The organism is Bradyrhizobium sp. F1.13.3 (assembly GCF_040548265.1).
Lineage (GTDB): Bacteria > Pseudomonadota > Alphaproteobacteria > Rhizobiales > Xanthobacteraceae > Bradyrhizobium.
The window spans coordinates 229,284-243,791 of sequence record NZ_JBEPRI010000008.1; the positions used below are offsets into that span (position 1 = coordinate 229,284).

A 14,508-nucleotide genomic window follows, 5' to 3' on the forward strand; every position below is an offset into this window, starting at 1 on the left:
CGGTCGACTGGCGGAAGCGAAGATCACGTCAGACTGATAAGCTTTGCGACCAAACCTTATCAGTCCGCATCCGACCGTCTGAGCATTTCTTATCCATCCTCTTTCAAGACCTCACATGCTTTCTCGATAGGCGTGCTCAGTAGGCGCGCGCGAAGTCGCCCTCCTGCTTGATATCAGTGAACACAGGATAGCGCGGTTTCCAGGCCGTGCCCTTGGCCGTGGTCAGCTGGCTGAGCCGTTCGAGCACGTGGAGACCGTCGTTGCGCAGACTTGCAGACACCGCGGCGCGATCCGGAAAATTCTTTAGAACGGCGTCGAGCCAGATCGTGCGGCCCGCCAGGAAGCCGCTCGCCCCTGCAGCATAAGAGTAGTCGAGCACGCGTTCGAATTTCGCCGGCGCAGCGCCGCCCGACAGCAGCACCCAAGGAATGTTGCGCTCGCGGCAGATATCGCCGATTGCATCGAACTCCATCTGCGCGGCTCTGGCTGCCCCGCTGCCGTCACTGGCCGGCAGGCCGTTGGCCGCGACCGGGCTCTCCAGCTTGAGGAGATCGACGCCATATTCGGGCTTGGCAAACTCGCGCACGCTGTCGATGACCAGACCGGGAAGTTTGCCCGGCGATTCCACGTAATCAGCGGTGTGATCAACGCTGCCCAGGAACGGATAAACCAGCAGCTCGAGAACATAGGGAATGTCGTGGCGGGCGCAGTCCTCGCCGATCTCGCGCACGAACTTCTTCTGGTGTTCGTTCACCGCGGCATCGGCGTCTGGCCGGTACCAGGCCAGCACCTTGACCGCGTCACCGCCCATGGCGCGGATCTTCTCCACACTCCAGTTGGTGATGGCCCGCGACTTGCGACCGCCCGCGGTCTCCTCGACGCGGTGCTCTTCCAGAGTCATGATCAGGCCGCAGCGCGGCGGCAGCAGATCGATCGCGGCGGGCACGGCAAAGTTCGGGTCGAACAGCATCGAGCTGCAGTGCGGCGCGAGATTCTCGACCAGAAGACGCTTGGCCGCCGTGACGTCGGAATACTCGACCTGGTCCCGCGTGATGCCTTTTGCTTTCGCGATGGCATCGAACAAGGGCGGCCGCTGGTCCAGCGCGACCATTCGAAAATGGCCGTCCGCGTCAGCAAGCCGCGCCAGGCCGCGGTTCTTTCCAATCGTTCTCATGGCTTCGTCCTCATGAATGCAAGACACTCGTTGATGTCGGGGATTCCGTTGCGGCCGCCAGCGTGGCGGCATTTCATGGCGGCCGTCGCTGCCGAAAAAGCCACGGCGGCGCGCACGTCCAGGCCGGCGCCGATCGCCAACGCGTAGGCCCCGTGAAAAACATCGCCCGCGCCTGTGGTGTCGACGACCTCGACGGCGTAGGCGACCTGCCGCTGCAGCTGGCCGTTCTGGTACCAGCTCACGCCGCCCTCACCACGCGTGACGGCGATGACGCGGCAGCCGAAGCGAGCGAGGGCTGCGAGAGATTTATCATCGGCGGAGCCGGCAAAGGCGGCAAGCGCCGGCTCGGAGAAGATGGCGTGATCGGTTAAGGGCAGCAGCCGCTCGAACACTTCGGCATCGGCCATGTCGCCGTCGAGCACCGTCGGAACGTCGCGCGAGCGCGCCTCGCGGAACAGCGTTGCGGCGCCCTCGACCCAGCGCGGGTCGGCCAGCACGGAGGATGCGCGGCCGATTGCTTCGAGCGGAAGCCAATCCGCGGATTCAGGAAAAAGGCCGCGGAAGTTCACGATCTGCCGCTCGCCGCTGCTGTCGACGATAATTCCGGAGACAGAGGAGCGGCCATCGGGAAACAACCGGAAATTCTCGACGTCGACGCCTTCGGCGGCGAAAGCGGACTTCATCTCGTGGCCGGCGGCATCATTCCCTGCCCGCCCCCAGAACGCGACGGACGCGCCGAGCTTCGCCACCGCCACGCTCGCATTGGCGGCCATGCCGCCGCCCAGCGTGCCGTACGCGGCAGCTTTGATCTTCTCGCTTCCACCCGCGAACGGCCGATCGACGCGCCAAACCTGGTCAAGCGCAGAGAGCCCAAGGCAGATCACGTGCACGGGCCTGGCCTTGGACCCGACGTCCGCTAGCGCCAAGAGATCGCCGATGTTGGCTGACGTACTCACCGGAGGACCTGTCCGTTGGTGGCATCGAACAGATGCGTCTTGCCAGGCTGCGGGCGCAGCGCGAGGCGATCGCCGACTTTCGGTCGCAGCGACGGGTCGATCCGCGCGATCGCGGAGATACCGGCGAGATCAAAATGGATTAGCGTATCGGAGCCGAGCGGCTCGACCAGCTTGACCTCGATGGCAATGCCATCGGCAGCATTGGTGGCGACAGTGAAATGTTCGGGACGAATGCCGAGTAAGGCATTGCCGGCCCGTCGCAGACTACTCGCGGTCTCGCCGTCCACCGGCACCGCCGTACCACCTTGCGAGAGGATTGCGCAGTCGTCGTGCCACTCGACCGCGAAGAAATTCATGGCGGGCGAGCCGATGAAGCCGGCGACGAACTGGTTGGCGGGTCGCTCGTAGACCGTCTCCGGCGTGTCGTATTGCTGGATCGTGCCGCTCTGGAGCACCACGATGCGGTCGGCCATGGTCATGGCCTCGATCTGGTCATGGGTGACAAAGACCATGGTGGTCTTCAACTGCTGCGAGAGTGCCTTGATCTCGGCCCGCACCTGCCCGCGCAGCTTGGCGTCGAGGTTGGACAGCGGCTCGTCGAACAGGAACGCCTTGGGATTGCGCACGATGGCGCGGCCCATGGCGACGCGCTGGCGCTGGCCACCGGACAGCTCCTTCGGCTTGCGGTCGAGATAAGGCTCGATGTGCAAAAGCGCGGCGGCGCGCTTCACCCGCGCGTCGATTTCCGCTTTCGGCGTTCCCCGCAGCTCCAGCGCAAACGACATGTTGTCGTAGACTCGCATGTGTGGATAGAGCGCGTAATCCTGGAACACCATCGCGATATCGCGCTGGGCCGCCTGCACGCCATTCACGCGCTTGTCGCCAATGTAAAGGTCTCCACCCGAAATAGGCTCGAGGCCCGCGATGATACGCAGCAAGGTCGACTTGCCGCAGCCGGATGGGCCGACGAACACCACGAATTCATGGTCCGCGATCTCTAGATTGAGATCGGGGATCACGGTGAAATTACCGTAGCGCTTGGTGAGATTGCGGATCGAGATCGAGGCCATGATCGCTTAGTCCAGCGCCAGCACAGGCTTGATCAGCTCGCCGTTGGCGAACCGCGCGAAGTTTTCAGGGAGATCCGAAAGACCGAACTCGCCGTCAACGAGGACGCGGTATTCGTCCTTGTACTTGCGCAGCAGCTCGACATTCTGCTCGAAATCCGAGACAGGGAAGTAGAAGGTCCGGATCATGTAAAAATCCTTGCGGCGGAATACCTTGCCCTCCTCGATGGTCCATGGCGCGGCGTTCTCGCCGACCAGCACCAGCGCGCCGCGCGGCAACACGAGCTCGATGCCGAGATTGCGCGCCGCATGGGCGCCTGAGCATTCCATGATGAGCGCGAAGCGCTTCGAGGTGTCGCCGACCGGGTGCGCCTTCGCGCCGAAGGACTGTGCGATCTTCAGCCGCGCCGCATTGGGATCGGCGACATGAATGTCGTTGTAGCCAAGCGCGCGAAGCGCCAGCACGACGCCGAGACCGACAGGCCCCGCCCCCATCACGAGGGCCGGACCGGCCTCGTTCGCCGGCACCACGCGGCTGACGAACCGTACGGCGTGGCCGGATGTGCCGATGGTGTCGAGCAACAGCGGCGCGAGGCTGTCCTCGATATCATTGGGTACCGGCAGCAAACAATTTTCCGGCACGGGCACGTATTCGGCATAGCCGCCCGGCCTGTTCCAGCCGATCAGGCTGGAGACCTCGAGGCACATCTGGGTATCGCCGCGCTTGCAGGCGGCACAGTGATCGCAGTGCAAGGGAATGTAGACGGCGCAGCGGCGGCCATGCAGACTGTGGCCTGGCTGCTCGACGACGCCGAAGATCTCGTGGCCGGCGGTGAACTCGGCGCCCTTGTGCCAGAGCTTGAAGTCTGAGCCGCACAGCGCCGTTCGCGAGACACGGACCAGCACCTCGCCGGCGCCGATTTCGGGCATCGCCACACGCTCGATGGTGATTCGGTCGCCGCCGTGGAAGACCGCGGCCTGCATGATCGAATTCGAGTGGGGAGACATATTCATCAAATACCTAGCCTTTCACCGCGCCGAGCGTCAGTCCGGACACCAGCCAGCGCTGAACCAGGGCCGCCAGCACCAGCGGCGGCAAGGCGATCAGCGTCGCCGCGGCCATGAGGGCGCCCCATTGCGTCGAGCCTTCGCCGATGAAGTTGAAGGCCGCCGCGATCAGCGTCTTGGTGTCGCCGTTGGAGAGCACCAGCGCAAACAGGAAGTAGTTCCACGAGAAGACGAAGGCGAGGATCGCCGAGACCGCGACGCCCGACGCCACCAGCGGCATCGCGATGCGCCAGAGAATGCGCGTGACGCTGCATCCATCGACTTGCGCAGCCTCGAACACACTGCGCGGGATGGCATCGAACGACGGCAGCAAGACCCAGATCACGATCGGCAGCGTGATGACGGCGTGGCTGAGGATCAACGCGGTGTAGGAGCCGATCATGCCGATTTGCCGGAACATGACGTACCACGGCAGCAGGAACAGCGTGCCGGGCGCCATGCGCGCCGCCAGCGTCAGGATTGCCGGCCACGTAATCCGGGTCCAGGAGACGGCGAAGGCGGCGGGAATCCCGAACAGCAGCCCGAGCGAGGTCGAGCCGACGGTAACGATGAGGCTGTTGAGCGCATAACTCAGGAACGGCGTGGTCTTGGTCAGCTCGGCGTAATTCTCCAGCGTCGGTGTGAAGACCAGCGTCGGCGGATAGGCGGTGACCTCGAAGGACGGCTTGAACGAGGACAGCACCATCCAGACCGTGGGCGCCATGATGATGATGCCGGCGAGCACGAGCTGCACCGTGTTGAGCCAGCGGATCCAGTGGTCGGTGTTGGCGGCATCGTTCATGACATCACCACACCACTGCGCCGCGCAGGCGGTTGAAGGCGAGCACGGCGCCGAACACGATCGCCGTCAGTGTCAGCATCAGGGCGCTGGCATAGCCGATGTTGAAGAACTCGAAACCGACCCGGAACCCATAAATGTTGAGTGTGTTCGAGGCGTTGCCCGGGCCGCCCTGGGTGGTGATGTAGATGATGTCAAAGAAGCGCAGGAGATCAACGCTGCGCAGGATCGCGGCAGTGACAATGGTCGGCAGCAGCAGCGGCAGCGTGATGCGCTGAAACGTCTTGAATGGGGATGCGCCATCGATCTGGGCAGCCTCGTAGACACTCGGCGGCAGGGATTGCAACCCGCCCAGCACGATCAGAGCGACATAAGGCGTCCACTGCCAGCTGTCGATCAGCGCCACCGTCGGAATGACCAGGGACGGCGAGGCCAGCCAGTCCGACGAGGGCAGGCCGAACGACTGCAAGACATAGTTGGCGGCACCCAGCGAGGGATCGAGGATTACCAGCCACATCATGCCGGCGACCACCGGCGGCATCATGAACGGCGAAATGAACAACGAGCGCACGATGCCCGGTAGCCGCTTGGCGTGGAACAGCACCAACGCCAGCCAGACGCCGAAGACGAGTTGCAGCACTAGCGACAGCACGAAGAGGGCTATGGTGATCCACAGCCCCTGCCAGAATTCGTAATCGGAGATCAGCTTGGAATAATTGGCAAGCCCTGCGAAGGACTGCTTGCCGGTCGAGGAAAACGTCTGGAAGCCTAGCCAGATCGTATAGACGACCGGAAACGCGATCATCGCAACCGTGAAGATCACGGCCGGCGCTGAAAGCGCCGCCATTTCCAGCTTCTGCCGGTCCTGCGTGAGTGTCGCAGCCGAGTCAGACATCCGTCCGCGTCCTCAGGTGGGGAGAAATGCCGGCATGCAGCGAGCCTGCCGGCATGAAGTCCTTACTTCTGGGCGATCAGCGCATCGAGCGCCTTGTCGGCATCCGCGCAGGCCTGGTCGATCGGCTTTTGCTTGAGGATCAGGTCCTGCACCGCCTGGCCGATGAACTCGCGCGATTCCGGATTGGCGACGATGGGATAGCCGACCTCGGAGGAACCCTTGGTGGCGAGCACGTCGAGAGCGGCCTGCCATTCCTTGCGCACCGGCTCCTCATCGATCCATTTACGATACTCGGGATCCTTGGCGACCGATGGACGCGGCGGGGCAATGCCCTGGAGCGCCATCTTCTTCTGCACCTCGGGGCTGGTCGCCCACTGCACGAAATACCAGGCCGCATCCGGCTGCTTGCTGTGCGAGGATACCGCCATGCCCCAGCCGATCGTGGTCGGCACCTGGCCGGCCTCACCCGCCGGGAACGGCAGAAGACCGGTGTCCTTCAACCGCGCGCCACCGTCCATGACGGTGCGAAGCTCGTTGGACGATTCAAACGCCATTGCGGCGCGGCCGCTGCGATAGAGTGCCGAAATCTGCTGGAAGCTGTAATTGACGACGCCAGGCGGACCGAAGTCGCGCAGCAGCCGGCTATAGGTTTCGAGCGCTTCCTTGCCCTTGGCGGAGCACAGGTTCGACTTTCCGTCGGCGATATAGGTGCCGCCGACATTGTGCAGCATGTTGCTGAAGGTGTAGGCGACCGCGGGCTTGAGGCCGCGCGAGACGAACGGCGTCACCGCGCTGTCGCAGGTCTTGATCTTTTCGGCGGCGGCTTCGACGTCCTTGATGGTCTTCGGCGCCTCGAGACCGCACTTCTTAAAGATGTCGGTGCGGTAATAGAAGATCGGCCCTTCGAGATTCATCGGCATGCTGGTGAGCTTGCCGTTGAAGGTCGCGGCCTTCAGCAGGGCCTGGCTGAGCCCGGCCGGATCGTAGTCCTTGGCCACCTCGTTCTTGGCCATCGTGGTGAGGTCGGCATACCAGCCGGCGGCGGCGAACTGCTCGCCCTCGCGCGAGGGCAGCGTCATGAACACGTCAACCTCGTCGCTGTTCGCATTCATGACGGTCACCAGACGCTGGCGCATCTGCTGTTCCTGATAACCGTCGACCTTGAGGGTCATGCCGGTCAGCTTCTCGAAATCGACCTTGTAGGTCAGGAGCGCCTGCGCGACCGGATTGTTGTTGGCGAGAAAGGTGACGGTCTTGCCCTTAAACTTGATCCAGTCGAAATCGGCGGCGTGCGAGGGCGCGCCAACAGCGGCGATCGCGAGAACGGGCAACGCGAGATGCGTCGCGAGCATCCTGGCCTTCATTGGACTCTCCTCCCGGCTGGCCGCCTTAAGCTGGCGGACCATTTTGAACACGTTCGTGCACATCTGAAAACGGTTACAAAATAGACCTCACGCTCGCCGTGTCAAGCGATGGACAAACTGCGTGATCTGCGGCAAATACATGCGATTACCCCCACCGCCCGGGTTTGCGGTGCAACATGTACCGTTACATTTATGGGACTGACCGACGCCAAGTCTGTGAAACATGGCATCCGCGCCGTAGCCGCCCGCGCCGGCGTCTCAACCGCATCGGTCTCTCGTGCCCTCAACAATCCGGATGCGGTGAGCCCATCTCTGCGCGTGCGCATCGAACAGGCGATTGACGCGCTCGGCTACATCCCGCATGCGCCCGCGCGCATCCTGTCCTCACGTCGCTCGCGCACTCTTGGCGCGATCGTGCCGACCATCGACAACACGATGTTCGCGCGCGGCATCGCTTCGCTGCAGCACTATCTGTCGTCGGTCGGATACATGCTGTTCCTCACGACGAGCGGCTACGATCTTGACGTCGAATTGCAGCAGGCGCGCAATCTGATTAGCCGCGGCGTCGACGGCCTGGTGCTGCGCGGCGACTGCCATCACGAGGGCTTGCGCAAGCTGCTCGCGGACAACGCAGTGCCGTTCATCAATGTGGGCATATACCAGCCCGACCGGCCCTACCCTTGCGTCGGCACCGACAACGAAGCGGGCGCCCATCGCGCCGCCGCCCATGTCATCGAACTCGGCCATCGCCGCATCGGGATCGTCTCGGCTCTCCAGCGCAACAACGACCGTGCCAGCGCTCGCGTTGCCGGCTTTCGCCGCGCGCTGACCGAGAGCGGCCTCGAACTGCGGTCGCAATGGCATGTCGAGGTGCCCTATACGCTGGACGACGCCCGCGAAGCGGCGCGCTATCTCCTGGGTCTCAAGGATCGTCCCACAGCCGTAGTGTGCGGCAACGATGTCATCGCCTACGGCGTGCTGCTCGAGGCGGAACGCAGCGGCTTTTCGGTACCACGCGATCTGTCGGTCGTTGGGTTCGACGATCTCGACTGGAGCCGCCATCTGCGACCGAGCCTGACCACGATTTACGTTCCGACCGGAGAAACCTGGCAACGCGCCGGCGAATATCTGGTGCGCAGCCTCGCCGGCGAGCAGACCATCATGCACCGCGAGATCGACTTTTCACTGGTGGTCCGCGAGTCGACGGCGCCGCCTCCAAAATCCCTGAAGTGAGACAGTCCCGATGAGTTTGAATTTCTCTCTAGCCTCCGGCTTTCATGCCATCGTGATCGGGGGCGCCGGCGACATTGGCGCAGCAATCAGCAACCAGTTTTGCGATCTCGGCGCGACGGTGACCGCAACCGGCGCCAACGATGCCGATCTCGCCCGCACACTCCTCAAGCCGCGCGCGGGCCTCACGCTCGGGACGCTCGACGTCACCGATGATGCGGCCGTCAAATTCTTCGCCAACAAGTACAAGCGGGTCGACGCGCTCGTCAATTGCGCCGGGATTCTCGCCCGCGACAAAGAATTCGAGATCGAGACTTTCGTGAAGGTTCTCGATGTCAATCTCACCGGCACCTTCCGGACCTGCATGGCTTTTCGCGCGCTGCTTGCGGAGGCAAAGGGATCGATCGTCAACATCGCCTCGATGAACGCGGTTTTGGCGCTACCGCGTATCCCCGCCTATTGCGCCAGTAAGGGTGGCGTCGTGATGTTGACCAAGGCACTCGCCTTGAAGTGGGCCGAAGAGGGCATTCGCGTCAACGCAGTTGCGCCGGGCTATATCGAGACCGCGATCAACGCCGCCGGCCGGACTGATCTCGCGCATTACCAGCGCATCGCCGACCGCACCGCGTTCAAGCGGTGGGGACAGCCGGAAGATATTGCCGGCGCCGTCGCGTTCCTCTGCATGCCGGCGTCGCAATATGCGACCGGTACCGTCGTTGCTGTGGATGGCGGGTTTCTCGCAGGTTGACGTCGCGCGAGCACCGGCGGCTGGACATCAACGGATACGTCAAGCGGCTCATCGTCGGCTTCAAACCATCTCTGGAAGCGAGCGCCGCAGTTCCGAGGCGCGCAAGATGACGTCCTATGGCAACGACGAGTGGCAACCTTGCCGCGGTTGACTTGTTATAACATTTCGGCAAATGTCCTTACTAACCGGAGCGCAAAATCCGGATTTTCGGGAGGACCGTATGACGTCATTCAAGCCGACGCGACGAACGCTCATCAAAACCGGAACCGCGGCAGCGGCTCTGGCGACGTTTGGACCTACTCTTCTCCGACAGGCCGCCGCGCAGGATGCCGACCTCGCGCCGTACAAGTCCGCCAAGATCGATTGGCAGCAGGTATCAGGCGAAACAATCACTGTCGCGGTTATCCCGGCGAGCTACTTCGAAAACCTGATCACGCTGGCGCCTCAGTTCAAGGCGCTGACCGGCATTGATGTCCGTTTTGAAAAGATCCCCCCGGCGCAGATCCGGCAGAAGAGCGTCATCGACCTGACCTCGAAGACCGGTACCTACGCGACCCACGCCGCCGACCCCATGTATTACGCGCTCTACGCCGCGAACAAATGGGTCGAGCCGCTCGACACCTATCTGAACGACAAGTCGCTGACCGACCAGGCCTGGTTCAAGCTTGATGACATCATTCCAGCCTGGCGCAGCGCCAACGGCATCGACGGCAAGCTCTACGGGATGCCCTATGACGGCGAAGTCACCATTCAGGTCTATCGCAAGGATCTCTATGACGCGAAGGGCCTGAAGCCGGCCGACACGTTAGAGGCCTACATGTCCAACGCCGCGGCGCTGAACACGCCGAACGACCGCATCTGGGGCGCAGCGCTGCGCGGCGTCGCCGGTGCCGGCCAGAACATGTACATCTATCCGTCGATTTTTCGAGAGTTCGGCGGCGACTGGATGAAGGGCGGCAAGCTCACCGTCAATGGCCCCGAGGCCGAGGCGGCGCTCGCCTGGTATATCGACATCATGAAGAAGTACGCGCCGACGGCGGCCGCGAACTGGAACTGGCCCGATATTGCCGATGCGTTCTCGCAAGGAACGGTCGCAAGCTACATCGACGCGCATTCCTCGGCCTCCGTTATCAACAATCCCGAGAAGTCCAGGGTCATCGGCAAGGTCGCCTATGCACGCTGGCCGAAAGGCCCGTCGGGCAAGCGCACCACCTCGATCTGGAACTGGGGCTTCCCGATCAATTCCGCGCTGCCGGAAAAGAAGCGAAAGGCGACCTGGCTTTTTATCCAGTGGGCCGCCAGCGCCGAAACCCAGGCCCGCACCGCACATCGTTTTGCAGGTCCGACCAAGCGTTCTGGCGTCAACCGCACCTCAGTCTGGAAGGATCCCGACTACATCAAGCTGATGAACGGCTTTGGTGAGAACTTCGTCGAGGCTACGATGGGCGCCCTGCAGGAGGACACCGACGTCGACTGGCGGCCGCGCGTGCCACAATGGCCGGCGATCGGCGACACCATGGCAACTGCGATCCAGTCGGCCCTCTCGGGCCAGGCCACGATCAAGGCCGCACTCGACGATGCGCAGCGCCGCATCGAACCGATGATGCGCGGCTGATCCATGGCGACCACAGTGGTGACATCGGCCGGGATCGCGAGCGAGGCGCCTCGCAGCGATTTCGGCCGCATCCTGGCGCAGCGCGAGCGCCGGTTCGCAGCAGCCTTGCTTGCGCCGGCATTTCTCGCCCTGCTTGCCACGACGACGTTTCCGCTGCTCTTCTTGGTCTATACCAGCGCGTTCCGGATGGATCTGGCGATGCCGTTCACCAACGGCTTCGTCGGATTCGAGAACTATCAGGTGCTGCTCTCCGACGAGCGCTTCTGGACGTCGCTGCTGGTAAGCCTCGTCTACACCGGCTCGACCGTCGCGCTCCAGGTCATCATCGGGCTGGCGCTCGCCTTGCTGGTCATGGACATGAAGCGCGGCCAGGGCTGGTTTCGTGTCATCGCGATCCTGCCTGTCGTGCTGTCGCCGGCCGTCGTCGGCATGATCTGGCGCACCTTCATGCTGGCGCCGGAATTCGGCATCGTCGACTTTCTCGCCATCCACGCCGGTCTCGGCAGCAAGAACTGGCTCGGCGATCCCACGCTTGCGATGGTCTCGGTGATCGCAATCCATACCTGGCAATGGACGCCGTTCGCGTTCATGGTGCTGCTGGCCTCGCTGGCCTCACTGCCCGAGGACATCTATGAGGCCGCGCGGCTCGATCGTGCCTCGGCCTGGCAGCGCTTCCGCCGCATCACCCTGCCCTTGCTGCGGCCCGCGATCGTGATGGTCGTCATCATGCGGACGATGGTGGCGCTGACGGCGTTCGCGGCGATCTTCACCGTCACGGCCGGCGGGCCCGGGACCGCGACCGAGATCCTCAACCTCTACGCCTACAGGAAATCCTTCACTGAGTTGTCAATCGGGTACGGTGCGGCGCTGGCGGTGGCGCTGCTGATCGTGACCATCATCATCTCCGGCATCCTGTTTGCTCTGCGGAGGGCAAAGTGACGGCAAAGCGCCTCCGCGCCATCGCCCTGCTCGCGTTTTCCATGGTCTTCCTGCTGGCCTGGGCGTTCCCGATCATCTGGAGCGTGCTGAACTCGCTCAAGACCGATTCCGACGTATTGGCCTATCCGCCCAAGCTGGTTTTCTCGCCGACGCTGGAGGCCTATCGCGACGTGCTGTTCGGCTCCGGATCGATCCTCCCGAACCTCCTTTCGAGTGCCATCATCTCGGTCGGCACTACTATCGTGACCATGTTGATGGCGGTGCCTGCAGCCTATGCGCTGGCGCGGCTGCGCTTTCGCGGCAAGAAGTTCGCGGGCTTCTATGTCCTGGCGACACAGATGCTGCCGCCAGTCGGCATCATCATCCCCTATTTCTTGGTGCTGCGGAACATCGGCTGGATCGATACCTATCAGGGCATCATCCTGATCTACCTGTCGTTCTCCCTGCCTTTCGCGATCTGGCTGCTGGTATCCTATTTCGAGGACATTCCCTTCGAGATGGAGGAAGCCGCCTATCTCGACGGCGCCAGCAGGCTCAAGACGCTGTGGCGCATCATCATCCCGCAGGTCCGCGGCGGCATCGCCGTCACCGTCGTGTTCGTATTCCTCAATGCCTGGAACGAATTTCTGTTCGCGGTCGTGCTCAGCGGTAACACGGTGCGTCCGGTCACGGTCGCCATGTTCAACTTCGTCTCCGTCGAGCAGACGCTGTGGGCCAAGCTCGCAGCTGTCTCGGTCCTGGCCATGCTTCCTGTAGTCGTGCTCGGAGTAGTCGCGCAGAAGCACATCGTGAAGGGTCTGACGGTCGGTGCAGTCAAAGGCGGAGGGCGCCGATGAGCGGCCAGGGTCAGGTCAGTTTTCGCAACATCGTCAAGATGCACGGCGAGTTCGCCGCGCTCAAGGGCGTCAATTTCGAAATCAAGCCGGGCGAGTTTTTTGCCCTGCTCGGCCCGTCCGGCTCCGGCAAGAGCACGACGCTGCGCATCCTTGCCGGTCTCGATGCGCCGACCGCCGGCCGAGTGCTGATCGACGACAAGGACGTCACCTCGACTGACGCGCGCGATCGTGACATCGCCATGGTGTTTCAAAGCTACGCGCTCTATCCGCACATGACCGTCGCCGAGAACATCGCCTTCCCACTCGAGATGGCCAGGCTTCCGAAGGCCGAGATTGCTTCCGCCGTGCACGAAGCAGCAAGAAAAGTGAAGATCGACCACCTTCTGGACCGGAAGCCGGGCCAGCTCTCGGGCGGTCAGCAGCAGCGCTGCGCACTCGCCCGCGCGATCGTGCGCAAGGCGCGCTTGTTCCTGCTCGACGAACCCCTCTCCAACCTCGACGCCAAGCTTCGGCTGGAGACCCGGGCCGAATTAAAGAAGTTGCAGCGCTCCCTGGGCGTCACCGCGGTCTACGTCACCCATGACCAGGAAGAGGCCATGACGCTGGCCGACCGCATGGCGGTGTTCATGTCAGGCGAGATCCAGCAGATCGGCACGCCTGCAGAAGTGTTCGCGCGCCCGAACTCGATTGATATCGCCGGCTTCATCGGCAATCCCCCGATGAACCTCGTCCCCGCCCGCTATGTCGACGGCGACGTGATCATTGCCGGGCATCGTCTCAAGACGACCACCACAACCGCGGGCGAGCGTGATGTGGTGGTCGGGTTTCGTCCCGGCGCCCTGCGCATGACGGAGGGCGGACTCGGCGCGCGCGTCGACCTGATCGAGGACCTCGGAGATACCGCCGTGCTCGACCTCGACTGCGCCGGCATCATGATCCGCATGCGCGTCAGCGACGGCAACATCCCCGGCGAAGGCGAGACCATCTCGATCACCACCCGTCCCCAGGACATTCACTTGTTCGATCCCACGACCCGCATGCGGCTCTGACACCATGGCTGTTCAAACCCACAAGAAGAAGTCCGCTCCGCTCGGCAGCGATGTCGCGGAAGGCTCGACGCCCCTGCACGTCCAGATTCGCGAGTCCATTCGCAGTCAGGTTCGGGACGGCAAGCTGATCGACGCCACCGGCCGCCTGATGACCGAGGCCGAGCTCGGCCGTCATTTCAGCGTCAGCCGCATCACCATCCGCAATGCCATCGCGCCGCTGGTGAACGAAGGCATGTTCGACCGCTCACGCGGCCGCGGCACTTTTCTGCGCTCGAACCAGCCCGAAAACTGGGTCGGCCACCTCATGGGTTTTTCGGAAACCATCCGCGACGCTGGCTATCAGGCCGGTGCAAAGATCCTGCAGCAGGGTATGACCAACCGCCATGATCCCGCCGTTCGCGAGCAGCTGCGTGAGCGCGCCGTCTGGCAACTTAGGCGTCTGCGGTTCGCGGATGACACACCGATCGCGATCGAGCACGCCTTCTATCCGCCGGACATCGGTCTCGAGCTCGAGAAACGGGATCTGATATCGATCATTATGTATCGCGTTTTCGAGGACGAACTCGGCTTCGCCATCAAGGACGCGCAGCAGACCATCAGCGCCGATCTCGCTGATGCCAGCAGCGCAAAACTGCTCGGCGTGAAGGTCGGATCGCCCCTGCTCGCGATCGAGCGCGTCACCTTCAGCAAGGACGGACGGGCGCTGGAGCTTCTCCGCGCCGTTTATCTGCCGAAATATTTCCGCCTGAGCATCAGCCTGACGCGCCGCCACTAAGATCGCCACACGCC

General features: G+C 63.1%; 14 protein-coding genes. 7 read left to right on the top strand and 7 right to left on the bottom strand.

The genetic code is table 11. The features are described from left to right. Window positions 1–136: 136 nt before the first annotated feature. From ABIB66_RS22790 to ABIB66_RS22820, 7 genes are all read right to left on the bottom strand, one after another. A complete protein-coding gene (locus ABIB66_RS22790) occupies window positions 137–1,174 on the bottom strand; it encodes a tagatose 1,6-diphosphate aldolase (protein WP_129276073.1) in 1,038 nt (345 codons plus the stop codon). Then, the gene (locus tag ABIB66_RS22795; RefSeq protein WP_129276074.1) at window positions 1,171–2,130 is read right to left on the bottom strand and encodes a sugar kinase; all 960 of its coding nucleotides are present in this window, start codon (window positions 2,128–2,130) and stop codon (window positions 1,171–1,173) included. Before ABIB66_RS22795 ends, ABIB66_RS22790 begins: the two co-directional genes overlap by 4 nt. After that, window positions 2,127–3,200 (bottom strand): ABC transporter ATP-binding protein, encoded by a 1,074-nt coding sequence (locus ABIB66_RS22800; RefSeq protein ID WP_354208830.1) that lies wholly within the window; start codon window positions 3,198–3,200, stop codon window positions 2,127–2,129. The genes ABIB66_RS22795 and ABIB66_RS22800 overlap by 4 nt, the downstream gene beginning before the upstream one ends. A 6-nt stretch (window positions 3,201–3,206) precedes the next feature. Next, window positions 3,207–4,211, bottom strand: coding sequence for a zinc-dependent alcohol dehydrogenase family protein (locus ABIB66_RS22805; protein ID WP_354208831.1), 1,005 nt, complete (start codon window positions 4,209–4,211; stop codon window positions 3,207–3,209). A 7-nt stretch (window positions 4,212–4,218) separates the two neighbouring features. Continuing rightward, complete coding sequence (locus ABIB66_RS22810; protein ID WP_354208832.1) at window positions 4,219–5,046, bottom strand: carbohydrate ABC transporter permease; 828 nt, start codon at window positions 5,044–5,046, stop codon at window positions 4,219–4,221. A gap of 4 nt (window positions 5,047–5,050) precedes the next feature. After that, window positions 5,051–5,938, bottom strand: coding sequence for a carbohydrate ABC transporter permease (locus ABIB66_RS22815; RefSeq protein WP_354255756.1), 888 nt, complete (start codon window positions 5,936–5,938; stop codon window positions 5,051–5,053). Between the two features lie 62 nt (window positions 5,939–6,000). Then, on the bottom strand, window positions 6,001–7,302 hold the full coding sequence (locus ABIB66_RS22820) for an ABC transporter substrate-binding protein (RefSeq protein WP_354208834.1): 1,302 nt from the start codon (window positions 7,300–7,302) through the stop codon (window positions 6,001–6,003). Window positions 7,303–7,494: 192 nt separating this feature from the next. Between ABIB66_RS22820 and ABIB66_RS22825 the strand changes: the two genes are divergently transcribed. The 7 genes from ABIB66_RS22825 (at window position 7,495) to ABIB66_RS22855 (ending at window position 14,494) form a co-directional block, all read left to right on the top strand. After that, window positions 7,495–8,535 carry a LacI family DNA-binding transcriptional regulator gene (locus ABIB66_RS22825; protein ID WP_129276080.1) on the top strand — a complete coding sequence of 347 codons (1,041 nt, stop codon included), beginning with the start codon at window positions 7,495–7,497 and terminating at the stop codon, window positions 8,533–8,535. A 10-nt stretch (window positions 8,536–8,545) separates the two neighbouring features. Continuing rightward, window positions 8,546–9,280 (top strand): SDR family NAD(P)-dependent oxidoreductase, encoded by a 735-nt coding sequence (locus ABIB66_RS22830; RefSeq protein WP_027519174.1) that lies wholly within the window; start codon window positions 8,546–8,548, stop codon window positions 9,278–9,280. 220 nt (window positions 9,281–9,500) lie between these two features. Continuing rightward, window positions 9,501–10,895 (top strand): ABC transporter substrate-binding protein, encoded by a 1,395-nt coding sequence (locus tag ABIB66_RS22835; protein WP_164988649.1) that lies wholly within the window; start codon window positions 9,501–9,503, stop codon window positions 10,893–10,895. Between the two features lie 3 nt (window positions 10,896–10,898). After that, window positions 10,899–11,834, top strand: coding sequence for a carbohydrate ABC transporter permease (locus tag ABIB66_RS22840; protein WP_354208837.1), 936 nt, complete (start codon window positions 10,899–10,901; stop codon window positions 11,832–11,834). Then, window positions 11,831–12,670, top strand: a complete 840-nt coding sequence (locus tag ABIB66_RS22845) for a carbohydrate ABC transporter permease (protein ID WP_354208838.1) — start codon at window positions 11,831–11,833, stop codon at window positions 12,668–12,670. Before ABIB66_RS22840 ends, ABIB66_RS22845 begins: the two co-directional genes overlap by 4 nt. Further along, window positions 12,667–13,719, top strand: a complete 1,053-nt coding sequence (locus ABIB66_RS22850; protein WP_206736250.1) for an ABC transporter ATP-binding protein — start codon at window positions 12,667–12,669, stop codon at window positions 13,717–13,719. The genes ABIB66_RS22845 and ABIB66_RS22850 overlap by 4 nt, the downstream gene beginning before the upstream one ends. Before the next feature lie 4 nt (window positions 13,720–13,723). Further along, window positions 13,724–14,494 (top strand): GntR family transcriptional regulator, encoded by a 771-nt coding sequence (locus ABIB66_RS22855; RefSeq protein ID WP_354208840.1) that lies wholly within the window; start codon window positions 13,724–13,726, stop codon window positions 14,492–14,494. Window positions 14,495–14,508: the final 14 nt, after the last annotated feature.